Source organism: Polynucleobacter sp. IMCC30063 (assembly GCF_021395235.1).
Taxonomy (GTDB): domain Bacteria; phylum Pseudomonadota; class Gammaproteobacteria; order Burkholderiales; family Burkholderiaceae; genus Polynucleobacter.
In genome coordinates this window covers 356,734-378,169 of record NZ_JAJVCQ010000001.1, presented here as the reverse complement: position 1 = coordinate 378,169, position 21,436 = coordinate 356,734, and the positions used below count along the sequence as shown (strand labels likewise).

Here is a 21,436-nt window from a genome sequence, read left to right as displayed (position 1 = left end):
CCCTTAATTCACCTCATGGCCACCATTCGTTCGGTATTGAGTAAGACTGATTTGCCGGCTGCCGAGGCCCGCACTTTATTGGCGCATTTATTCGCGCACTATTTTCAACTGCCGAAGTCAGCCTTAATTAGCCGTGATGAGATGCCCCTTTCTGACCCTTTCCTCACTGACTGGCAAGCCCTAGAAGCCAGACGCATGAACGGCGAGCCCATTGCCTATCTTATTGGCAAACGGCCTTTTCATCAAATTGAACTAGCGGTGAATTCGGCCGTATTAATACCCCGCCCTGAAACAGAATTATTGGTTGATCTTGCCCTGCAGGAAATGGCTCGGCTAAAACAGCAAAACCCAGCTGCTGCTCGCCATATACTCGATCTCGGCACAGGTTCTGGCGCCATTGCCCTAGCCATTGCCGCAGCCTTTGACGAACCTCAGGAGGCTATAAGTCAGCCCCGCATTGTGGCAACAGATCTTTCCGCCGAGGCCCTTCGCGTAGCCAAATTCAATGCGGTACATTTAAATCTTGATCAACGCATCGAATTGATTGAGGGCGATTGGTATCACGCTTTACCGCAACCCCTATTTACTGGGACTTTTGACCTCATTCTGAGTAATCCGCCGTATATTCATGCAAAAGACCAGCATTTACAGCAGGGTGATTTACGTTTTGAGCCCTTAGCCGCCCTAAGCGATGGAATAGATGGACTAAGTTGTCTGCGCACAATTATTGCAGGCGCGCCCCTATTTTTGCGGCCGCAGGGCTTCATTGCAGTGGAGCATGGCCATGATCAACTGAGCTCAGTCCTGCAGATGATGAACCGGGCTGGGCTACAAGAGGTGAAATCGTATACCGATCTAGCTGGACATCCCCGGGTAGTTAGTGCTCGCAAGCTAAATTAGCTGAATAACCCTAATTTGCATTCAGTCTTAAAATCGAGGAAAGTCTTCAGTGGTAATTAATTAATCAAATACAGAATTTATGAAGGATTCAAAATGGACGCCCAAGCACAAATTAAAGAAATTATTACTAGCCACCCGGTAGTGTTATTCATGAAAGGCACTGCGCAGTTTCCTCAGTGTGGCTTTTCCGGCAATGCAGTCAATATTCTCCGCGCCTGTGGTGTCGAGCACTTACATACAGTGAATGTATTTGATGATGAGGGTATTCGCCAAGGCATTAAACAATATGCCAATTGGCCCACTATTCCCCAGCTCTACATTAACGGTGAATTTGTGGGCGGCTCAGATATTTTGACAGAAATGTACGAAAGTGGCGAACTACAAAAATTAATTAAGCCCTAAATCTAGCGCAGCTAGCGTAAGCTATCACCATGGCGCTGGATTTTTCTATCCTACTTTTATTTGGCCTGTTGGTCGGTTCGTGCACTGCCCTATTGGTCTATGCACTCAATCTTAAATCCACCTTAAGAAACCAGCAGACCCTTACCCTTACCGAAAATGGTTTGATTGAAAGCCTACGCAATGAACGTGATCTGGCAATTCAAAATGCGATTCGACTAGAAGCAGAATTAGCTGCAGAGCGCCGTCAAGCACAGGCAAGGCTCGAGTCACTCAATGAAGCGAAAGAAGCCCTGACAGCGCAATTTAAAAATTTAGCTAATGACATTTTGGAAGATAAAAGCAAACGCTTTGTAGAACAAAATGCAACCAGCTTAGATGCCTTACTAAAGCCACTACAAACCAAGCTTACAGAATTCAAAGAGCAAGTCAGTAGCTCGTATCAGAACGAAGCGCGAGAACGTTTTGCACTTAAAACTGAAATTGAGCGGCTTTCTAATTTAAATTTACGCATGTCTGATGAAACCCGTTCGCTTACTCAAGCCCTGAAAGGCGACGCCAAGGCACAAGGAAACTGGGGAGAATTGGTTCTTGAATCGATTCTAGAATCTTCTGGTTTACGCAAAGGTGAAGAATATCTAGTGCAAGACAGTCATACGCAGGCTGATGGCTCCCGTTTACAGCCCGATGTTGTCATCCGCTTGCCTGAAGGGCGTCATATCGTGGTTGATAGCAAGGTTTCAATTACAGCCTATGCACGTTATGCCGAAGCGCTTACCCCAGAAATTGGCCAGCCCGAGTTAAATTTACACATTCAATCGATTCGACAACATATGCAGGGACTTTCTAGTAAAAACTATAGTGCTCTGCATGGCTTAGGTGCCATTGATTTTGTTTTAATGTTTATTCCTATTGAGCCCGCCTTTATTGCCGCCATGAAGGCCGCGCCCAACTTACAAGATGAGGCCTTGTCTAAAAATATTGTTTTAGTTTGCCCCAGCACTCTCATGGCGACTTTAAGAACGGTGGCTCATTTATGGCGACAAGATCAACAAAATCGGAATGCGCTTGAAATTTCTCGTCAGTGTGGCGCGCTCTACGATAAATTTGTTGGCTTTGTAGAAGATTTACAAAAATTAGGTCAGCGGCTTGAGCAAGCACAAAGCTCATACCACGATGCCTTTAGTAAACTTAAATCGGGTAAAGGCAATTTAATTCGTGCTGCTGAAAAGGTACGTGCCTTAGGCGTAAAGCCCAGTAAATTAATTGATACCATGTTAATTGAAGCAGCTGACTCGGCAGACCTTGCGAACGAATAAATAAAAAACCCTGTTACCGTAGTAACAGGGTTTGTTTAATTCTAAAACTAGACTATTATTTTGCTGCTTTACGTCCACGTGAAGCTGGTGTGCTTGCTTTTTTAACTTGGTTCAATTGACCTTTAACCGAATCCATTGCTTGGTCAGCATTCTTTTCAACTGTAGCCAGGGCTTCTTTGCTTGCAGCACGGAACTGCTCAAAACCTTGTAAAACGCTACCGAATGAAGTTTTGAAGGCAGAAATATAGACGTCTGATCCTGCAGGTGCATTGCTGGCCAAGGTATTCATCCAATCTTGCGCGCTCGCTTGAATTTCATCAATGCTGGCATCAACTACATTCACAAACTCTTTATTGCTATCACGCAATAACTGAGTTACTTTACGTTGATAATCGGAAGCTTGATCACTTACTTCTTGCAAGGCATCAACACTCATCATTTCAGTTACTTGTTTTGGGTCTTTGGCACTCAGCACAGCTTGGAAGCTATCTTGAGCATTGACTAAAACTTCTTTAGAGGCAGCATAGTTCAGGGCAGCTAATTTCTCAGCGTTTTCTAGAGCAGCTTCGCTTAAAGAAAAAGTAGACTCGAGGCCTTTGCTTTGAATTTGCGACAATTTAGCGGTAATTTGATCTTGGTTCATGTGGGTTTCCATTTATAAATTAAAAGCGATTAAAAAATATATCATTAATATTGCACTGCACCATAGTACTTTAATGGAGCAGCGAATAGAAATCAAGAATTATTTGCTGCTTTGCAACAAATAATTCTCATATAGGCAAAATGTTCAATAAAATCAATACTTTAGATATAAAAAATAATTCTATGAAATACCGTAAAGTTGCCGTAGCGGCCTGTTTTGGCACCTTTTTAGAGTGGTATGACTTTCTGTGCTTTGCTGCGCTAGCAATTCAATTTGGCCCCTTATTCTTCCCATTTAGTAGCGCAGATGGCACTTCGTCCAATAGTCTGCTAGCGAGCCTAGCGACGTTTGGCGTAGGCATGGTGTTTCGCCCTATTGGTGCAGCTTTTTTTGGATCTTTGGCTGATCGCATTGGTCGGCGCCCCGTATTTTTGATCACGATGACACTGATGGGTGGATCAACTTTAGCGGTGGGCTTCTTACCCACCTTTAATCAAATTGGCTATGCCGCTCCAGTGTTATTAATTATTCTGCGCTTGTTACAGGGCTTATCGGCTGGTGGAGAAATTGGCGGTAGCGCAGTGTATTTAGCCGAACATGCTAACTTCGAAAAGCGTGGCTTTCAAACGAGTTTTTTGCAGTTAATGGGCCCGCTAGGCATATTGGCCTCAACCTTGCAAATCGCCTATTTGCAATTTGTGCTTAGTCCCGAGGCATTTCAAGAATGGGGTTGGCGCGTGCCCTTTTGGGTTTCCTTATTACTGCTCATCATTGCCTTAAAGACCCGCGTCGCTTTAGAGGAAACACCGATTTTTACTGCGCTTCATACTGCACAGGCAATTAGCAAAACGCCTTTACGGGATAATTTTCGTGATCAAACTACCCGGCGGCATATGTTCATCTTATTTTTTTGTATTTCAGCGGGTGGCTCAGTACTGTTCTTTTGTGTGCAGGTGTACACCGCAATCTATTTAAAATCGGCCCTCAAAATAGATCCCCAATTAGTTAATTCATTCAGTATCTATGCCACTTGCGCTTTATTCCCCTTGACCATCACTGCTGGCGCACTTTCTGATCGCTTTGGTCGAAAACCAATTGTGATTGCCGGTCTTATTCTGGGTACACTTTTCATTCTGCCTGCTTTTGCTCTGTTGGGGCACTTGGCTAGCAATGCAGCACAAAATAGCGTTGCGCTGATCTGGGTTTTGGTGGCGCTATCTCTGCCATTAGCATTGGTCATTGGTCCACAATCGGCCTTATTGGCTGAACTTTTTCCTGCACAACGTCGTAGTAGTGCTGCCACCCTGCCACACAATTTTGCTGCTGGCTGGATTGGTGGTCTATTACCATTAATTGTGACTTGGCTAAATCAAACTTGGGCTAGCCCCTTAGTTGGGCTTTGGTACCCTACGGTATTTTTAGCTAGCGCTGCGCTACTTGCTATTTTTTATTTACCCGAAACCCGCCGCATTAACTTGCATCATTAACTACGGCAGTGCGCACTTAAAAATGCTTCGAGTTCGCGTATCGGTAAAACATCATCGAATAAGATATCTCGATTTGCTTGTATTTGCGCAACGATGTTAGTGCGATAGACTGAGTCTTGCGCTAAACGGACAGCAAGCGCTATGTACTCTTCGGCTGAATGGGTAATTAATTCAGGTAAATTAATGCGCTGTAAAATTCCTGCTGCGAGCCGTCCACGCATAAATTCTCCAGCTAGAGTGACGATCGGTAAATCACACTCAATGGCTTGCATGGCGGTATTGAAACCTGAAAACCCAAGCGTATCTAAAAATACATCAGCCTGCTGCATGAGACTAAAAAAATCGGGGCGTTCTAACCAAGGCACAAAGACCACGAAATCGCTTAACTTTAGCTGTTCCTTGGCAAAGGCTTGGGTTAATCGTGCCTCAAAGCGTGCTGTTAAATTGGCTTTGCTGTTCGCCACAAAAAATACAAGCTGGCAGGGCCCTAAGCGACGGGCAATTTCCACCAAAACCCAGTCGAATTGCGCAGCATATTTAAAAATACTGCCGGGACAAAGCAAAATGGGTAATTTTGTATTGATGCCAAAGTGCGCTAAGTTCACTTCGGTTGGGTTGACGCTCAGTCGCTCATAGCAACAGCCTAAATTAGATAAGGCTAATAATTGTTCAGAATAGTTATTGGGCGAAGCTGCATTTTCAAAACACTGTGCTGAAATAAAATAATCCATGGTGGGCAAACCGGTGGTTTCTGGATGCCCCCACATCACCAGCTGCAACGGCGCCAATCGTAAGCTGGCCAGCTTTGTAGTCATTTGATCCATGCCAACGTCGGGATAAATTAAGACTTCTACTTGTTGGGCCAAGATCGTTTCAGCCCAATCAGCTACTGCCGTCTTACCCTCAATAAATGATGTGGCCAAAGAGCGTGCTAGTTGCGTTTCTTGATCGTGCACTTGGCCTAAATAAAAGAAAATTAATTCAAATTCGCTACGCTTTAAATGATGAGCGAGACCTCTTAAAAATGCATTCCAAACGGGATGATCACATAAGTAATGGGTCACAATACCCAAGCGAATACGTCCACGAACCGCAAACTCCCGGGCTTGGTATCCCTGGCTTTGCTCCCAATTAGCCATTAATCGACGACATAGCTGACCATAGGTGCTCATTAATTCACGGTTGTTTTCCGCCTGATAAGCCAAATAAAAAGGCTGAAAGCTACCTACCACATCAGGGCCGACCCCAACTCCAAGCGGGGCTGTAGCGTGACTTTCAGGTGCGGCAAACCAAGCATCTAATGCATGCAAACTAGCTGTAAATTGTTCGCGTGCAATTTTGAGATTTGCTCCAAAACCCTCAATTTGGGGGATTTGCAGAAAAGTTCGCGCCCATTTTGCGCGCGCTAAGTTTGGATTAATGGCCAAGGCCTTATCGCAACTAAGAGCACCTTCCTGCTCTTGACCCATATCTCCCAATAAAATGCCGCGGTTATACCAAGGATCGGCAAGACCAGGATTTATTTGCAGCGCTTTTTCGTAACACTGCAAAGCCTCTAGCGGTTTTTCTAAGGCCTTATAAGTATTGCCTAAATTATTATAGGCAAGCGCATTATTTGGTTGCAGGTGCACTGCTTTTTCATAGCTTTGTAAAGCTGCATCATATTCAGCTAAGGCAAATAAAGCGAAGCCTTGGTTGAGATAAGCTTCAGAAAAATGAGCGTCAACCCGAATCGCTTGCGCAAAATAAATTAATGCGTTGCGATAATCTTGCTGCTGAATTAAAAGTAAGCCGAGATTGTTATAAGCCTCGACAAAGTGCGGATCTAAATCAATTGCTTTGTTATAACTTTTCAATGCAGCGGGATAATTTCCCAGTGCACTATAGGCATTTGCTAGATAGAGGTGGGCATGAGCTGATTTTGGGTTTAAAGCGATGCCCTTGCTAAACCAGTCAAGCGCCTCTTGGTTTTTGCCGGCCTGTGCGCATTGAATGCCAATGCCGGTAATGGTCTCAAAATCGCTAGCCATGTGCTGTAATTTTCAATCGAAAAAAGTGGTGCCCCATGTCCGACTCGAACAGACCACCTACTGATTACAAATCAGTTGCTCTACCAGATGAGCTAATGGGGCATGTAGCTATTTTAAACTACTTATTTGCCACTAAGGGCGAGCGCCAACGAAGCACCATACGCTTGAAATCTTCCTTCCAAAGGCCTAAACGCGACAGTTCATAATCTTCACCAGTTGAGCCAGCAAAACCAGCTAAAGCCGGCCAAATTGGCAATATAAATGCTTGTAGTTTTTTTTCTAAAACGATTTTTTTGAAGCATTGCTCAATCGTTTGCCGCAAAGGATCGTTGACCTGCAAATAGGCTTGCGCAAAAGTTTCGCGATAAAACGCTTTATCAACGATAAAAAAACGGGTATCAATATGATTTAAGGTGTAAGGCTTAAATTTCGTGACATTCGAAAAATCGGCATTGCAAATAAATCTACCATTCCAATACCGCAGGCAGGCAGAAAAGTTTTTTATCCATACTTTTGAAGTACATTTAATAAAAAAACTGGCCGCCTGCAAATGCTTTGAATGATCTAAAGCATAGTTAATGATTTCACCTTCACCATAACCTTTGCCAAGCTTGGCAACAAGCGCAGCATCATTTTGAAAATGGAGACATTCAATTTTCGCTTGGGGGAAATGGGTGCGCATGATGGTAGATAAGTCAAAATTAGAACCGTCGCAAATCACCATTTGAATTTCAGGTTCCAGTTCCAGCCATTTACCAATCGCAACCAAAGTAAGTCGCAGACGTTCGTCTGGATCACTAATAACGGGTTGCTGATCAGCAATGCTAATTGCCGAAGTTATTAATAATGGTGGTAGTTGCATATGCGTATGCATACTCAGTAGATATTACTTAACAATTTTTAAGGCTGGCCTACTAGCAGTCGCTGGCTTACTTTTTCTTAAGGACTCTGCAGCACTATCATCTGGCGGATTTGCCTCAAAAGGAAATGACATGCCTTGGCCATTTTCACGCGCATAAATTGCTAAGACATGTGAAATAGGCACGAAAACTTTTTTAGGAACCCCACTAAAGCGAGCTTGAAAACTAATTGAGTCATTTTCAAGCTGTAATTCATGACATGCTTCAGTTGAAAGATTTAAAACAATCTCATCATTTTTAACAAACTCCATTGGCACTTCAACCTGCTGATCTACAAAAACAGCAATAAATGGAGTAAAACCAAAATCGCTGCACCACTGATGTAGTGCGCGAATTAAATAGGGTTTTGTACTAGGGGTGTGATCGGCCATGTGTTCGACGGGTACAAAACCCCTAGTTTAGGTCTGAGTCTAATACTGCTTAGCGACGCATGACTTTTTCGGAAGGGGTTAAAGCCTCAATATAGGCTGGGCGACTGAAAATACGTTCGGCATATTTCAGCAAAGGCGCAGCGTTACGCGATAAATCAATGCCATAGTGTTCAAGGCGCCACAATAGCGGCGCAATAGCCACATCAAGCATAGAAAACTCATCGCCTAACATGTACTTGTTTTTGATAAAGATCGGGGCTAACTGGGTTAAGCGATCACGAATTGCCAAGCGGGCTTTATCGTGTCCTTTTTCGGCGGCCTTGCCTTTTTCATTTTCTAAACCAATGACATGAATAAAGAGTTCTTTTTCAAAATTAAAGAGGAATAAACGAGCCCGAGCCCGTGCAACTGGATCGGGTGGCATTAATTGGGGATGTGGGAAACGCTCGTCGATATATTCATTGATGATATTGGATTCATACAAAATCAAATCTCGCTCGACCAAAATTGGTACTTGAGCGTAGGGGTTCATCACTGAGATATCTTCGGGTTTGTTGAATAAATCAACATCGCGAATCTCAAAATCCATGCCTTTTTCGAATAACACTAGGCGGCAGCGTTGCGAGAATGGGCAGTTTGTGCCCGAGTACAACACCATCATATGCAAATATCCTTAAAAAAATAACTTAGTGAATGTTTTTCCAATAGGCCTTATTCAGGCGCCATGCAAATACAGCAAAGAGCGCCAGAAATAACACCACCAACACACCCAGACGTTTACGCTCTAGCTGCACAGGTTCGGCCATCCATGACATGAATGCGACTAAGTCTGCCACATTATCGTCGTATTCTGCAGACTTCATGGTTCCGGGGGTGATCTGCTCAAAACCAATGAACTTTTTTTCTATTCTACTTGGGTCATGCGGGTCTTTGACTTCAGCAAATTTTGCCCCGCGCTCGCCTTGCAATTGCCATAATGCATGCGGCATGCCAACATTAGGGTAGACCAAATTATTCCACCCCGTTGGGGTTGAGTCATCTTTATAAAAAGTGCGTAGGTAGGTATAAATCCAATCGGTGCCACGAGCACGCGCTTCTACCGATAAATCGGGAGGGGCTTTGCCAAACCATTCTTTAGCGTCTTTGGCTGACATGGATATCGTCATTAAATCGCCCACTTTGGCGCCATTTAAAATTAAATTATCTTTAATTTGCTTATCAGTTAGCCCAATATCACGTAAGCTGCTATAGCGAACCGATTCAGCCGAATGACACCCAGCGCAATAGTTAACGTAGAGTTTTGCGCCGTTTTGCAGCGAGGCATGATTGCTTACTCTTTGAGGCGCAGCATCTAAAGGAAAGCCGGCTTCATTAGCATTTACTTCGGCTAAGAATAAAAAGCCACAGGTCGCTATTACTGCGCTAGTTCGACAAATATGGTTAAAGATTGACAGAATCGCTTGCATGCTAGTTCCTAATTCTTCTTAGTAGTCCACATCAATGGGGCTGGAAAGTAACGCGGCTTGGAACAGGCTTGAACTGACCAAGCTGGCTCCAAAAAGGCATTGCCAAGAAAAAGCCCAAATAATAAATGGTGCAAATCTGGGAAATCTTTTCAAACACAGGCGATGGTGGCTGAATACCCAAGTAGCCCAAGATAATAAAACTCACTACAAATACACCGTAAATATATTTGTGAAAATTGGGGCGATACCGAATAGATTTCACTTTAGATTGATCAAGCCAAGGGAGAAAGAAAATTACTACTACTGAACCGCCCATAATGACCACGCCCCAAAACTTGGCATCTAGCAAGTAAAAACCAACAGCTAGTGCTGCCAAAATGAAGACGCAGAGGGCTTTCATTATCAAGGTCTTGGCACGAACCATGGACATTCCTAAGATCACCGCAAAAAAGATCCATAAGGGAATAAGGAAAGAAGTAGTAGTGCCACGCAACATCGAATAAAAGGGCGTGAAATACCAGACTGGCGCAATGTGGGCAGGCGTCTGAAATGGATTTGCGGGGATGAAATTATTTGCTTCAATAAAATATCCGCCCATCTCTGGCGCAAAAAAGATAATTAGCGCAAAAATAATTAAAAATATGCTCAGCGCCATTACATCATGTACGGTATAAAAGGGATGAAAAGGTACGCCATCAACGGGATGTCCATCAGCATCAAGAGTGTCTTTAATTTCTATCCCATCGGGATTATTCGAGCCAACCTCGTGCAAAGCCACAATATGTGCGGCAACCAAACCAACTAAAACAAGTGGAATAGCAATAACGTGAAAAGCAAAAAAGCGATTTAAAGTTGCATCGCCAACTACATAGTCGCCCCGTAACCAAAGTGATAAATCAGGGCCAATTAAAGGGATGGCTGAAAATAGATTCACAATGACTTGTGCGCCCCAATACGACATTTGCCCCCAAGGTAAGAGGTAGCCAAAAAAGGCTTCGCCCATTAAGCATAAAAAGATGGCCGTGCCAAAAATCCAAATGAGTTCGCGAGGTTTACGATAAGAGCCGTAAATCATGCCACGAAACATATGCAAATACACCACGATGAAAAACATCGAGGCGCCGGTAGAGTGCATATAACGAATTAGCCAGCCAAACGGTACCTCACGCATGATGTATTCAACCGACTCGAATGCTTTAGCGGCATCGGGTTTGTAATTCATGGTTAAGAAAATGCCGGTAATGATTTGATTAGCTAAAACGACGATTGAGAGAGCGCCAAAGACATACCAAAAATTCAGATTTTTAGGGGCATAGTAACCAGTAAGGTGAGCTTTAATAGTCGACGACAAAGGGAAACGTGAATCAACCCAAGCCAGCAATTTTTGCGTTATTGGCGCATTGTCTGGAACTTTTATTTCATGAAATGCCATGTATTTCTCCTGAGCTTTCTAATTAGGCTTTTGCATCATCGCCAATTAAAATCATTGTGTCGCTTAAGTACTTATGGGGTGGCACTTCGAGATTGTCGGGGGCAGGTTTATTTTTATAAACTCGACCAGCAAAGTCAAAAGTGGACCCATGGCAGGGGCAAAACCAACCACCAGGCCAATTATTGGGCAAAGAGGGTTGGGCTCCAGATTCAAATTTAGCTGATGGTGAGCAGCCTAAATGGGTACAAATACCGACCGCCACAAAATATTCTGGCTTGATCGAGCGATACTGATTGCGCGCATATGGGGGGGTTAGGGTGTCTTGATTGCGCAAGGAATTCGGGTCAGCCAGCTCGGGATCATTTTTGGGCAATTCGGCGACCTGTTCTGGGGTCCGCCTAACCACCCATACCGGCTTACCGCGCCATTCAACGGTTCTTACCTCATCGGGCTTCATGCCACTAATATCGACCTCAACAGGCGCTCCTGCGGCCTTGGCGCGCTCGGATGGCTGGAAACTGGTCACAAAAGGCACAAGCACAACTGCCCCTCCAATTCCCCCTACGACAGAGGTGGCAATTAGCCAATTCCGTCGACCTGTGTCGGTACTAGGCTGGTCACTCATTTACACAATTCCTTGAAAAATGCATTTTATGGGTAAAAATTGCTTAAACCGCCTATTTTAAAGTAAAAAGAGGTTTATGCGTTTAACTTTGGGCCAATTGAAGAGGAATTAAAGATGGGTGTCTTAAAAGAGTTTCGCGAATTTGCTGTTAAAGGGAGTGTGATTGACTTGGCGGTGGGCGTCATTATTGGCGCTGCTTTTGCCAAAATTGTCGATTCATTGGTCAATGATCTAGTGATGCCCCTACTCTCTACCTTGCTTGGGGGCCGCATTGACTTTACTAACCTCTTTTTTATTTTGGGTCAAGCCCCCGAAGGTGTGCCCCGTACTTATGAAGCACTGAAGAAAGCGGGCGTGCCCCTGTTTGCTTATGGTAATTTCATTACCATTTCCATTAACTTCTTTTTGCTGGCCTTTGTAATTTTTCAAATGGTCAAAATGGTAAATCGCGTGCGCTTAAGTGATGCCGCTGAGCAAGCTCCGGCTAAGCCTGCCCCAGAGCCAGAGGATATTACCCTGTTACGCGAAATTCGCGATAGCTTGAAAAAATAAACGGCATACTGCCTTATTTTGGAGAGACATGATTAAACGCCTCTGGCTTTTATTTGCCCAAGTAATTACGGTCTTGCTTGCCGTTTGGTTTATTGTGGCTACCCTAAAGCCCAGTTGGCTAACCGGCGTGCAGATCAGTTCCTTGGTAGATAATGTGAACCTCAAAGAAGCTAGTTATGACGGACACTCCATTAGCCCCGGCTCGCACTATGAAGCGGCTAAACGTTCGATGCCAGCAGTAGTCAATATTTTTAGCAGCAAGGCTCTGGCTAAAAGCTTAAATGGGAAAAATAATGCCCATCGCAATGAACCATGGTATCAATTTTTCTTTGGCGAACAAGGACCAGAAGATGAGCCAAGCACCAGCTTAGGCTCGGGTGTTTTGGTGAGCCCCGAAGGCGTCATCCTCACCAATCACCATGTGGTTGCGGGAGCCGATGATATTGATATTGCTTTATCTGACGGCAGAAAGACCAAAGCTAAAGTAATTGGTAGCGACCCCGATACCGATATTGCGGTACTGAAGATCGACTTAAAACAATTGCCACCACCCATTACCCTCGGAAAAATTGAGTCAGTCCATGTTGGCGATATTGTCTTAGCCATTGGTAATCCCTTTGGCGTTGGGCAAACAGTGACCTCAGGCATTGTTTCAGCCCTGGGTCGCGATCATCTGGGTATCAATACCTTTGAAAATTTTATCCAAACCGATGCGGCAATTAATCCTGGAAATTCGGGTGGGGCCTTGGTTGATACTCGCGGTCATTTAATCGGCATTAATACTGCCATCTACTCTCAAAGTGGTGGTTCAATGGGAATCGGTTTTGCCATTCCCGTGAACTTAGCAAAACAGGTCATGGAATCGATTCTCACTAACGGGAGTGTTACTCGTGGGTGGATTGGGGTCGAACCCCAAAACCTCTCAAAGGAATTAATTAAATCGTTTAATTTACCAAGCACTACTGTAGGCGTTTTATTATCGGGTGTTTTGGAAGGTGGTCCAGCAGATCGTGGTGGCGTAAAGCCCGGCGATATTTTAATTGCTGTCAATGAACGTTCTGTTGCCGATGTCACTGCATTACTAAACGCTATTGCCCAACTCGGCCCAGGTAACCAGGCCAACTTAAAAATATTACGCAAAGGAAAAGAACTGAATTTACAAGTGCCGATTGGTAAGCGTCCGCAGGCAGCAAAGAAACAATAAGTCTGCTAAGCGCCTATTTAGGAAGCCCTAATGAATCCTGGTGGGCTCTCAGACCGCGCTAGTGCGCCAAAATTTTTGACAAAAAGTCTTTGGCTCTTTGCGAACGCTCTTCAGGTCGGTTAAAGAAATCGTCGCGTGAACAATCTTCAACAATGCGCCCTTGATCCATAAAAATTACCCGATGGCTTACTTTGCGCGCGAAGCCCATTTCATGCGTTACACAACACATGGTCATACCGTCTTGAGCGAGCTTAACCATCACATCTAACACCTCACCCACCATCTCTGGATCTAAAGCTGAAGTAGGCTCATCGAACAACATCACGATGGGGTCCATCGTTAAGGCCCGCGCAATTGCCACTCGCTGTTGTTGCCCGCCCGATAGCTGGCCAGGAAATTTATCTTTTTGCTCCATTAAGCCGACGCGCTCAAGGTATTTTAGGCCATGGGCTTTAGCTTCGGCTGCAGATCGGCCCAAAACTTTCATTTGCGCCAACGTTAAGTTTTCAGTCACATTTAAATGTGGGAATAATTCAAAATTCTGAAATACCATGCCAACCTTTGCACGAAGTTGTGGAAGATTGGCCTTAGGATCATGTAAAGAAATCCCATTCACCGTTATTTCACCTGCCTGAAATGGCTCAAGTGCATTAATGGTTTTAATTAGGGTCGACTTTCCCGAGCCCGATGGACCACAGATCACCACTACCTCGCCTTTTTTAATCGAGGTAGTACAGTCTGTTAAGACCTGAAAAGTGCCGTACCACTTTGAAACGTTTTTAAAATCAATCATTAAAAGCTTCTCTATTTCTATTGGTTAATTTATTTAATAATAGCAACCTTACTTTGAACCCAACGCGCAAATTTAGACAGTGAAAAGCAAATCAAGAAATAGGTAACTGCGGCTAATAAGTACGCTTCAATAGGACGGCCAAAATTTTTGCCAACAATATCAAAACCTTTCAATAAATCATAAGCGCCAATGGCATATACCAAAGACGTGTCCTGAAAAAGCACAATGGTTTGAGTCATAAAAATCGGAATCATGTTTCGAAATGCTTGTGGCAAGACAATGAGGCTCATAGTTTGTGAATAATTCATTCCCAATGCCTCTGCAGCAAAGGTTTGTCCTGTACCAACCGATTTAATACCGGCCCGCACAATTTCGCAAAAGAACGCTGCCTCAAAAGCAATAAAGGTAATGGTGGCGGATAAATCAGCCCCAATAGGCGTGCCGATTAAAATTGGAATTAAGAGATAAAACCATAAGATCACCATCACTAGTGGAATAGAACGCATGGTGTTGACATATATTGTGGCGATATAAACCAGAACAGGTTTACCACTTAAGCGCATCAAAGCTAAGATTGTGCCAAAAAAAATACCCCCAATGGTAGCAACAACAGTGAGCTGTGCACTAAAGAGCAGCCCCTTCAAGATATAGCTTGAAAAGAGCTCCCAATTATAAATACTGAGGTCTAAATTAAGCATGGGACACGCTTATTTTTATTTGCATCTTTAATGACTCGTAAGCAAATTACTACGCGTACCCGGAATGGCGACGCGTTTTTCGATCAAGGTCATAATCCGATTGACACCAAAAGCTGAAAAAGCATAGAGCAAAGTCACAGCCAAATAAATTTCGACACCACGAGAAGTTTCTTCTTGCGCTTGCATTGCAAATAAAGTGAGTTCGGGTACTGATACCGCAAAGGCCACTGAGGTATTTTTGATTAAATTCATACACTCTGAGGTGAGTGGTGGAATGATGATCCGAAACGCAGTTGGCAAAATCACATACCGATAACTTTGGTAGGTACTTAACCCCAAAGCCAAGGCAGCCATACGCTGACCTGAAGATAAAGACTGAATACCCGCGCGCACTTGCTCTGCCATGCGTGCTGAGCTATAAAACCCTAAAGCAAAACAGACTAACCAATAGGCTGGTAAGCCCTTCATAACGGGGAAAATATTCGGCACGACGTGGTACCAAACAAAAACTTGCACCAAGACTGGGATGTTACGAAATACCTCCACCCAAGCAGTCGCAAAGCCCACCAACCATTTGCTTCCCTTCACATTTGCTGGAATTGTTCTGAGGGTACCCATGAGGGTGCCCAACACGAGCGCAATGACTAAACTGAGTGCTGCTACTAATAAGGTCCAGCCCCAGGCTTTAAGCAGCCAATCTAAATAGGTTGGGTCGGCGTCTTTGCCAAGTTGAAAAATAGAAGAGAGGCAGTTATCGGCCGCCTCTCCTGTAATGGTGTCTTTACAAAAGACACCCCAATCCATTGCCACTTTTAAACTACCAACTCTTCTAAGAGAAAATGCTTATTTCTTTTGATAGGCTTCAGCAGGTTTGTCATTAGGATTAGCCCAAGCCTGTTTGGTGCTTTCAGATAAAGCTAAACCGACCATGGCGTTTTTAGGTGGAATGGGCTGCAAGAACCATTTATTCCAAAGTCTGGTTAATGATCCGTCAGCCATCATCCTTTTGAGGCTGTCGTCTACGGCTTTCTTAAAAGCGGGGTCATCTTTACGCATCATGATTGCGATTGGCTCAACCGCAATGACTTCACCCACAATTTTAAAATCTTTGGGATTTTTTGCATTAGCAATATTCCCCGCAAGAATCGAGCCATCCATCACAAATGCATCGGCACGACCCGACTCGAGCAATAAGAAACTATCGGCATGGTCTTTACCAAAGACTTCATCAAAATTAACGCCTGTGGCTTTTTCGTGCTTGCGCAGCAACTGCACCGAAGTTGTACCCGTGGTGGTGGCAACTTTCTTGCCATTAAGTTGATTCAAAGACGTAATTCCTGAGTTGGCCTTCACCGCAATCCGAATTTCCTCAACATACGTCGTGACCGCAAAAGAGACATCTTTTTGACGGGCCGCATTGTTGGTAGTCGAGCCGCACTCAATATCAACGGTGCCATTTTGAACTAAAGGAATACGATTTTGTGAAGTCACTGGTAAATATTTAATTTCTAGAACATTAATACCTAATTGATTTTTAATTTCAGTTAATACCCGCTGACAGATTTCAACGTGATAACCAGCAAATCTGCCGTCACCAATCGTATAGGACAGCGCGCCCGAAGACTCTCTCACACCCATCGTGGCAGAGCTAGTCGATTTAATTTTGTCTAAAGTGCCTGCTGCCATTGCACCCGCAGCGGCGAACATACCGCTAATAGCAAAAGCGGAAATCATTGCAGCAGAAAGCGTGGTTTTGATAAAGCGTGAAGGTTTTTTCATGACTGGTCTTATCTAGTGAGGTTAATCGGATTAGAGTTTTAATTGGGTTTTAATGAACCCCTATTTTTAGCAGACTTTAAAGGTTTTATCTAGCCCCTAGCGGCCAATAAGTTCTATTTTGGGGAATACCCTCATCTGACATTACCTTTTTAGCCTGGTATTTAATTACGCCCTGCTGAGAATTAGCCTAACTACCTTGTTGAACTACTTCTAATGAGCTGCTGCAATTGACTTTGGACGGCTTCTACCACGGGCGTCCATTGCCCCGGTTGGCCTTGCCTAAATAGGCGCATGGAGCTATACCAAGGGCTATCGTTACGGTCTAAAAGCCAGCGCCAACAGGTATCAAAACGGTTCAAGAGCCAGACGGGTTTGGCTAAAGCTCCAGCCAAATGAGCGACGGCTGTATCTACCGTTATCACCAAATCGAGCTGATTAATGAGCGCTGCAGTGGCAGAAAAATCGTCTAAATCTGCGCTTAAATCGATTAAATCAGGGCCGCCCCAATTAGCGGCTTTTAAGGCGGCTAATTCTGACTCTCCCGGTTGACCTTTTTGCAAGCTATAAAAATCAATTGCCGTATTTTTTAATGGCGCAAGCAAAGCCAATGGAATATTACGTCTTTCATTCACGGCCCAGGCCTCTGGTTGATTGGGGCGTAAGCCCCCCGACCAAACCACGCCAACGCGTAATTTTGTTTTCGGCCCTAATTTTTTCTGCCATAAAATTTGTTTAGCAGGGTCGACACTTAAGTATTTTTCAGCGAAGGGAATGTTGTTTAATGTGGTTTTAAAAGCAAAGGGCAAGCTGATTAAAGGGCAATGAAAGTCAAAGGGGGGAAGGGGCTGTCCTTTCTCAATTATTTGTGAAACGCCTGCTAAAGTCTGAAATAAAGTCATCAGGGGTTTTTCAACTTCTAAAATAACTGTGGCGCCTAATTTAGCCACCAATTCAGCATAGCGACTAAATTGAATTGCATCACCAAGACCTTGTTCACTATGAAGCAAAATAATTTTGTCTTGCAGCGATTCTTGCCCAAGCCAGAGTGCGCCATTCAGTTTTCGCTCACCTGCTGCACGACTTAATTCAGGGGATTGCCAGCGTGACTCATACGCTGGCAATCCCTGCTCATAATCCCCTAAGACTAAGTAAGCTAAGGCACGATTCCAATGGGCCTCGGCAAAATTGGGCATGATCGATAAAGCCTGGTTGTACCCAGCAATAGCCTCTGTTACATGCTGCAACTCTTTTAACGTATTTGCCCGATTATTGTGAGCCTGAACATATTGGGGGTCAATTGCAATTGCCGCATCATAACTTTGTATGGCTTGCTCTAATTTGCGCAAATCATAAAGTGTTACACCGCGATTAAAGTGGGCAAGTGCAAATTGGGGGTCGCAAGCAATGGCTTGTTCATAGCAAGCTAAAGCTGCCAGTGCTTGCTTTAACTCAATTAACATACTACCCTTATTATTATGGGCGAGCGCATAATTTGGTGAGCTTGCTAATGCTGCATCGATTGCTTGTAGAGCAGCCTGTGCATTTCCTGCCTGAAAATAAATTAAACTTAAAAAATGGAGGGCCTCTGCTTGTTGAGGATAAGCCTGAAGAATTATTTCATAGCACTTGCGAGCCTCTGAGATAAGACCATCTTGCAGAAATTGCTCGGCCTGCTGTAGCTGGGTTAACAGCGCAAGATCTGCTTTGCTCTGCTGCAAACCGTGATGAGGTTGGTGATGCGCTGCTGACATATCTTCAATTCTAATCGCCCATGAAAAAACCCACTGTGTTGCCACAGTGGGTTTGTTTTAATGCCGAACTAATGTATTACTAGTGTTTTAACAACTTAACTAACAATAATTAGAACGTTACACGTGTACCAAAAGCTAAGCCTGTGACTCTGGTTGAAACTTGAACAGAACTGGCTGATTCATTATTTGAACCGTAGATTGCGTACAAGTTGGTACGCTTGCTGAGGTAATAGTTCAAACCAACTTGATAAGCGGTGAAGCCAGCGCTTGGGCTTCCACGACCATAGCTAGAGACTTTACCATTACCAACAACTGCCCAACCTTCGATGGTGGGTGTCATGAAGCTACGAACACCAATCTGTTGCGCAGTCCGCTTAGCGTAATAGCTGGTATCAATAACGCTACCAACCTTACGGTTACCGTATTGCACGTAGCCTTTCAAGATACCAAAGTCATAGGTAGCAGCACCGTAGTATTGATTGTCTTGAGTATTTGAACCACCCGATGCAGCAATCCAAGCTGCTGGAGCAGGTGTGGCAAGAGTAGATGCTGAAGCACCGGCGGTTGCGCCACCTTGACCTTCATTGTTTGATTTGTAGGCTTGATAAGCTAAACCAACATACAGTTTTTGCCATGTGTAGTCAGCAGATAAACCCCAACCAGAGTAGTTGTTGGTAACTGGCAAACGGCTAGCTGAAGTGTTGGCTGTTGCGGTATCGTTTCTTAAGGTGTAGTTAGCAGCAACCTTGAAACCACTAAACGTTGCGGTTTGAGCCGACAAGGTAGATTGCGTACGAACCGTTACACCAGCAGATTGACCACCAACACCAGATGCGTCAGTGTAACCACGTGCTGTAGCATTTGTGGTGTTACCTGGGTTTGTGGTTGGGTAAACTGCGTTACCGGGCATGTTGTTGGTGTTACCAACGTCAGTTGCGGCGATTTGGTTAAACATGGGGGTGTATTGAGTACCGAAAGCAAACTGACCTACGCCTGCTTTACCAATACCACCAAAGCCCTGACGAGTCTGCCATGACGACATCGACGCGTTAGTAGGCTGCATATCAGTTTCTAAAGTAAAGAAGGCAATCATGCCGCCGCCTAAATCTTCAGTACCTTTAAAGCCTAAACGGCTGGTCTGTTCCATCGAGTTACCAAAACTGGCGCTATTAGCTTGGCCTGATGGGGCAACAGTACCGGCAGCGTTAGCAGCTGCGCCAGTAGCCTTTTGATTTAAGTAACCAACGTCAACAACACCGTACACGGTCACGCTTGACTGGGCCGAAGCAGCACCAGCAAAAGCGCCGAGAGCGGCAAGTGCAAATAGCGATTTTTTCATTCGTAAATCTCCATAAAGTAAGAATGCGCCCATAAAAATTCGGGACTGATGAAGTATCGACCTTTTGCTGCGGTCCACTTAGCTTGAGGGCAGATACCCCCGCTTTTTGCTTGTGAAAAGGGAGTTTTTTGGTTTTCTTTGTTGTATCTCGACAACATGGCCCTATTTTTGGGGTATTAAAGGTATTTAGATGCCAAAATTGTCAGATGGCAAGTCGCGAATTCCTGAAAATACTACGTTCTGCCCGTCAGGGTGATGTTTTTGCGCAACAAGAACTGGCTGCAGTTTATCTTCAGGGCTATTTTAACACCCCAATTCAGCCCAATAATGCCTTAGTTTGGCTTGAAAAGGCCTATTTAGCCACTCTAAGCAAAATCTCACTTCCTCACTTACAAGTTGATTCCCCTGGTAACCCCCCCAATAGCCCGCTTAGAGCATTGTTTGCGCAATTAGTGCAAATTCCGCTAGCGACAACTTTTGGCTCGCCATCATTTCAGTTTGCTTGGGATCGATTTTGGGAGTTAGCGCATGAGGGTAATAGTGAGGCCCGCTGGCAGTTGGCTAATTTCTTATTAAATCCTCAGCAATTGAGCTTGCAGGAGCAATTGGCTGCATGGCTAAGTAAACGGTTTCCCGGTGACACTGAAGGCTTGGCAAAACTACAAACCCAATGCAAGCGCTATTTAGAAATCATTGCTGCCGAAGAAAGTTTTTTAGCGAACAAAGCAAAAGAGCTATTAATTCAATTACAGCCTAAAAATGAATTACTCACGTCACTTTGGAATAACTGGCTGTCGACTCAAGATGAGTCGGCGCTGCAACAAGCGGCTGAGTTAGGACTAACCACTGCAAAACTAACCCTAGGTTTACGTTTAGCACAACCTAAAATCCAAGCAGAAAAAAGTAATGGTTCGAGTAAATCGAATGCGCCGCTGAAAAAAGCGGTACATTGGCTTGAGTTGGCTGGCAAAGATGGGGATCCCCAAGCTTGGTATGCACTTGGTGAAATTTATCGTCGCCCCCAATTTTCAGGTTATAGCGCCCAAGAAAGTGATCGCTGTTTTGATCGCGCTGCCGACTTAGGGCATGCAGCAGCGCAGTTTCGCAAAGCGGCCACTTTATGGCGCAAACGCGATAAGCTGCAGGAAAAAATCACTGGCTTACAAGCCTCTTATTGGGCCTGGCAAGCACATCAACAAGGTATTACAGCGGCCCATACCTTATTGATGAAAATTTTACTAAGCTGTCCCAACCCGGCACAAAATGCGTGGTTTGACTTGGCTCAATGTGCTGAACTCGCTTTAGCTCGACACAGCGATCATCAATTGACTGGAGGACGGATGCTGATGTGCCACCGAATTGTGATTGCCAATCAATTTGATTTTAGTAAAGCGGAGTTATTGTTGGCAGAAATTGACCAGCTGCAACTTGAACATTGTGTGGTGGTAGATGTGCGTTGGGAATTGCCTAAAATTTTGCCACGCCTCACCCAAATTGAAACCATCCAACAGCGTCGCTGTCTTTTTGCTGCAAGCAAAGCACTAGAACAATTAGCAGTAATTCGCGAACCGAACGATGATGAGTTTTTGGCTGCAGGTGAAGGAAATTTACGCCAGCGGCGTTATCGCTTCGAGCGCTTAAGTCAATGGTTACTGCAAAATTTTGCCCACCACCTTGCCGCCAAAAAATTGCCCATCCCAAGTCGTGGCCACTAAGCAAACATGTACA

The 21,436-nt window shown here is 44.4% G+C and carries 21 protein-coding genes and 1 tRNA gene; 7 read left to right on the top strand and 15 right to left on the bottom strand.

Annotated elements, in window-relative coordinates; all coding sequences use genetic code 11:
- The first annotated feature begins 15 nt into the window (after positions 1 to 15).
- From prmC to LZG75_RS02060, 3 genes are all read left to right on the top strand, one after another.
- The gene (gene prmC, locus LZG75_RS02070; RefSeq protein ID WP_233934868.1) at positions 16 to 900 is read left to right on the top strand and encodes a peptide chain release factor N(5)-glutamine methyltransferase; all 885 of its coding nucleotides are present in this window, start codon (positions 16 to 18) and stop codon (positions 898 to 900) included.
- Between the two features lie 93 nt (positions 901 to 993).
- A complete protein-coding gene (gene grxD, locus LZG75_RS02065; protein ID WP_233923216.1) occupies positions 994 to 1,302 on the top strand; it encodes a Grx4 family monothiol glutaredoxin in 309 nt (102 codons plus the stop codon).
- A 29-nt stretch (positions 1,303 to 1,331) separates the two neighbouring features.
- Entirely contained in the window at positions 1,332 to 2,618 is a 1,287-nt protein-coding gene (locus LZG75_RS02060; protein WP_233934867.1) for a DNA recombination protein RmuC, read from the top strand.
- A gap of 55 nt (positions 2,619 to 2,673) precedes the next feature.
- Here LZG75_RS02060 and LZG75_RS02055 read toward each other — a convergent pair whose 3' ends face one another.
- Positions 2,674 to 3,261, bottom strand: coding sequence for a phasin family protein (locus tag LZG75_RS02055; RefSeq protein WP_233923218.1), 588 nt, complete (start codon positions 3,259 to 3,261; stop codon positions 2,674 to 2,676).
- A gap of 182 nt (positions 3,262 to 3,443) precedes the next feature.
- Here LZG75_RS02055 and LZG75_RS02050 point away from each other — a divergent pair, with 182 nt between their 5' ends.
- The gene (locus LZG75_RS02050) at positions 3,444 to 4,748 is read left to right on the top strand and encodes an MFS transporter (protein ID WP_233923219.1); all 1,305 of its coding nucleotides are present in this window, start codon (positions 3,444 to 3,446) and stop codon (positions 4,746 to 4,748) included.
- Here LZG75_RS02050 and LZG75_RS02045 read toward each other — a convergent pair.
- The 8 genes from LZG75_RS02045 to petA all read right to left on the bottom strand — a co-directional run bounded on the left by LZG75_RS02045 (position 4,745) and on the right by petA (position 11,592).
- Positions 4,745 to 6,778 (bottom strand): glycosyltransferase family 41 protein, encoded by a 2,034-nt coding sequence (locus tag LZG75_RS02045; protein WP_233934866.1) that lies wholly within the window; start codon positions 6,776 to 6,778, stop codon positions 4,745 to 4,747. The two genes, LZG75_RS02050 and LZG75_RS02045, sit on opposite strands and share 4 nt — an antisense overlap.
- 26 nt (positions 6,779 to 6,804) lie before the next feature.
- A tRNA-Thr gene (locus LZG75_RS02040) sits at positions 6,805 to 6,880 on the bottom strand.
- 16 nt (positions 6,881 to 6,896) lie between these two features.
- Positions 6,897 to 7,652, bottom strand: coding sequence for a hypothetical protein (locus LZG75_RS02035; protein WP_233934865.1), 756 nt, complete (start codon positions 7,650 to 7,652; stop codon positions 6,897 to 6,899).
- A gap of 12 nt (positions 7,653 to 7,664) precedes the next feature.
- On the bottom strand, positions 7,665 to 8,069 hold the full coding sequence (locus LZG75_RS02030; RefSeq protein ID WP_233923222.1) for a ClpXP protease specificity-enhancing factor: 405 nt from the start codon (positions 8,067 to 8,069) through the stop codon (positions 7,665 to 7,667).
- Between the two features lie 49 nt (positions 8,070 to 8,118).
- A complete protein-coding gene (locus tag LZG75_RS02025) occupies positions 8,119 to 8,730 on the bottom strand; it encodes a glutathione S-transferase N-terminal domain-containing protein (protein ID WP_233923223.1) in 612 nt (203 codons plus the stop codon).
- 25 nt (positions 8,731 to 8,755) lie between these two features.
- On the bottom strand, positions 8,756 to 9,535 hold the full coding sequence (locus LZG75_RS02020; RefSeq protein ID WP_233923224.1) for a cytochrome c1: 780 nt from the start codon (positions 9,533 to 9,535) through the stop codon (positions 8,756 to 8,758).
- Between the two features lie 31 nt (positions 9,536 to 9,566).
- On the bottom strand, positions 9,567 to 10,967 hold the full coding sequence (locus LZG75_RS02015) for a cytochrome bc complex cytochrome b subunit (protein WP_233923225.1): 1,401 nt from the start codon (positions 10,965 to 10,967) through the stop codon (positions 9,567 to 9,569).
- Between the two features lie 22 nt (positions 10,968 to 10,989).
- Positions 10,990 to 11,592, bottom strand: a complete 603-nt coding sequence (gene petA, locus LZG75_RS02010) for a ubiquinol-cytochrome c reductase iron-sulfur subunit (protein WP_233923226.1) — start codon at positions 11,590 to 11,592, stop codon at positions 10,990 to 10,992.
- Between the two features lie 114 nt (positions 11,593 to 11,706).
- On the opposite strand from petA, the gene mscL reads away from it, so the two are divergent.
- Both mscL and LZG75_RS02000 read left to right on the top strand, forming a co-directional pair.
- Positions 11,707 to 12,144, top strand: coding sequence for a large conductance mechanosensitive channel protein MscL (gene mscL / locus LZG75_RS02005; protein ID WP_233923227.1), 438 nt, complete (start codon positions 11,707 to 11,709; stop codon positions 12,142 to 12,144).
- A 28-nt stretch (positions 12,145 to 12,172) separates the two neighbouring features.
- Positions 12,173 to 13,348 (top strand): trypsin-like peptidase domain-containing protein, encoded by a 1,176-nt coding sequence (locus LZG75_RS02000; RefSeq protein WP_233923228.1) that lies wholly within the window; start codon positions 12,173 to 12,175, stop codon positions 13,346 to 13,348.
- Positions 13,349 to 13,406: 58 nt separating this feature from the next.
- On the opposite strand, the gene LZG75_RS01995 is transcribed toward LZG75_RS02000, so the two are convergent.
- The 6 genes from LZG75_RS01995 to LZG75_RS01970 all read right to left on the bottom strand — a co-directional run bounded on the left by LZG75_RS01995 (position 13,407) and on the right by LZG75_RS01970 (position 19,708).
- On the bottom strand, positions 13,407 to 14,141 hold the full coding sequence (locus LZG75_RS01995) for an amino acid ABC transporter ATP-binding protein (RefSeq protein ID WP_233923229.1): 735 nt from the start codon (positions 14,139 to 14,141) through the stop codon (positions 13,407 to 13,409).
- Between the two features lie 29 nt (positions 14,142 to 14,170).
- Entirely contained in the window at positions 14,171 to 14,839 is a 669-nt protein-coding gene (locus LZG75_RS01990) for an amino acid ABC transporter permease (protein ID WP_233923230.1), read from the bottom strand.
- 27 nt (positions 14,840 to 14,866) lie between these two features.
- Complete coding sequence (locus tag LZG75_RS01985) at positions 14,867 to 15,649, bottom strand: amino acid ABC transporter permease (protein ID WP_233923231.1); 783 nt, start codon at positions 15,647 to 15,649, stop codon at positions 14,867 to 14,869.
- Between the two features lie 33 nt (positions 15,650 to 15,682).
- Positions 15,683 to 16,597 carry an amino acid ABC transporter substrate-binding protein gene (locus LZG75_RS01980; RefSeq protein WP_370634768.1) on the bottom strand — a complete coding sequence of 305 codons (915 nt, stop codon included), beginning with the start codon at positions 16,595 to 16,597 and terminating at the stop codon, positions 15,683 to 15,685.
- Between the two features lie 212 nt (positions 16,598 to 16,809).
- The gene (locus LZG75_RS01975; protein ID WP_233934864.1) at positions 16,810 to 18,369 is read right to left on the bottom strand and encodes a tetratricopeptide repeat protein; all 1,560 of its coding nucleotides are present in this window, start codon (positions 18,367 to 18,369) and stop codon (positions 16,810 to 16,812) included.
- Between the two features lie 109 nt (positions 18,370 to 18,478).
- Positions 18,479 to 19,708, bottom strand: a complete 1,230-nt coding sequence (locus LZG75_RS01970; protein ID WP_233934863.1) for a porin — start codon at positions 19,706 to 19,708, stop codon at positions 18,479 to 18,481.
- 206 nt (positions 19,709 to 19,914) lie between these two features.
- Between LZG75_RS01970 and LZG75_RS01965 the strand changes: the two genes are divergently transcribed.
- Positions 19,915 to 21,423: a sel1 repeat family protein gene (locus LZG75_RS01965; RefSeq protein WP_233934862.1), complete on the top strand. Its 1,509-nt coding sequence runs from the start codon at positions 19,915 to 19,917 to the stop codon at positions 21,421 to 21,423.
- Positions 21,424 to 21,436 lie beyond the last annotated feature (13 nt).

What these genes read in the sequence shown, in the direction of transcription:
- prmC (WP_233934868.1), top strand. Translation starts at nt 16, where the DNA reads ATGGCCACCATTCGTTCGGTATTGAGTAAGACTGATTTGCCGGCTGCC.
- grxD (WP_233923216.1), top strand. Translation starts at nt 994, where the DNA reads ATGGACGCCCAAGCACAAATTAAAGAAATTATTACTAGCCACCCGGTA.
- LZG75_RS02060 (WP_233934867.1), top strand. Translation starts at nt 1,332, where the DNA reads ATGGCGCTGGATTTTTCTATCCTACTTTTATTTGGCCTGTTGGTCGGT.
- LZG75_RS02055 (WP_233923218.1), bottom strand. Translation starts at nt 3,261, where the DNA reads ATGAACCAAGATCAAATTACCGCTAAATTGTCGCAAATTCAAAGCAAA.
- LZG75_RS02050 (WP_233923219.1), top strand. Translation starts at nt 3,444, where the DNA reads ATGAAATACCGTAAAGTTGCCGTAGCGGCCTGTTTTGGCACCTTTTTA.
- LZG75_RS02045 (WP_233934866.1), bottom strand. Translation starts at nt 6,778, where the DNA reads ATGGCTAGCGATTTTGAGACCATTACCGGCATTGGCATTCAATGCGCA.
- LZG75_RS02035 (WP_233934865.1), bottom strand. Translation starts at nt 7,652, where the DNA reads ATGCATACGCATATGCAACTACCACCATTATTAATAACTTCGGCAATT.
- LZG75_RS02030 (WP_233923222.1), bottom strand. Translation starts at nt 8,069, where the DNA reads ATGGCCGATCACACCCCTAGTACAAAACCCTATTTAATTCGCGCACTA.
- LZG75_RS02025 (WP_233923223.1), bottom strand. Translation starts at nt 8,730, where the DNA reads ATGATGGTGTTGTACTCGGGCACAAACTGCCCATTCTCGCAACGCTGC.
- LZG75_RS02020 (WP_233923224.1), bottom strand. Translation starts at nt 9,535, where the DNA reads ATGCAAGCGATTCTGTCAATCTTTAACCATATTTGTCGAACTAGCGCA.
- LZG75_RS02015 (WP_233923225.1), bottom strand. Translation starts at nt 10,967, where the DNA reads ATGGCATTTCATGAAATAAAAGTTCCAGACAATGCGCCAATAACGCAA.
- petA (WP_233923226.1), bottom strand. Translation starts at nt 11,592, where the DNA reads ATGAGTGACCAGCCTAGTACCGACACAGGTCGACGGAATTGGCTAATT.
- mscL (WP_233923227.1), top strand. Translation starts at nt 11,707, where the DNA reads ATGGGTGTCTTAAAAGAGTTTCGCGAATTTGCTGTTAAAGGGAGTGTG.
- LZG75_RS02000 (WP_233923228.1), top strand. Translation starts at nt 12,173, where the DNA reads ATGATTAAACGCCTCTGGCTTTTATTTGCCCAAGTAATTACGGTCTTG.
- LZG75_RS01995 (WP_233923229.1), bottom strand. Translation starts at nt 14,141, where the DNA reads ATGATTGATTTTAAAAACGTTTCAAAGTGGTACGGCACTTTTCAGGTC.
- LZG75_RS01990 (WP_233923230.1), bottom strand. Translation starts at nt 14,839, where the DNA reads ATGCTTAATTTAGACCTCAGTATTTATAATTGGGAGCTCTTTTCAAGC.
- LZG75_RS01975 (WP_233934864.1), bottom strand. Translation starts at nt 18,369, where the DNA reads ATGTCAGCAGCGCATCACCAACCTCATCACGGTTTGCAGCAGAGCAAA.
- LZG75_RS01970 (WP_233934863.1), bottom strand. Translation starts at nt 19,708, where the DNA reads ATGAAAAAATCGCTATTTGCACTTGCCGCTCTCGGCGCTTTTGCTGGT.
- LZG75_RS01965 (WP_233934862.1), top strand. Translation starts at nt 19,915, where the DNA reads ATGGCAAGTCGCGAATTCCTGAAAATACTACGTTCTGCCCGTCAGGGT.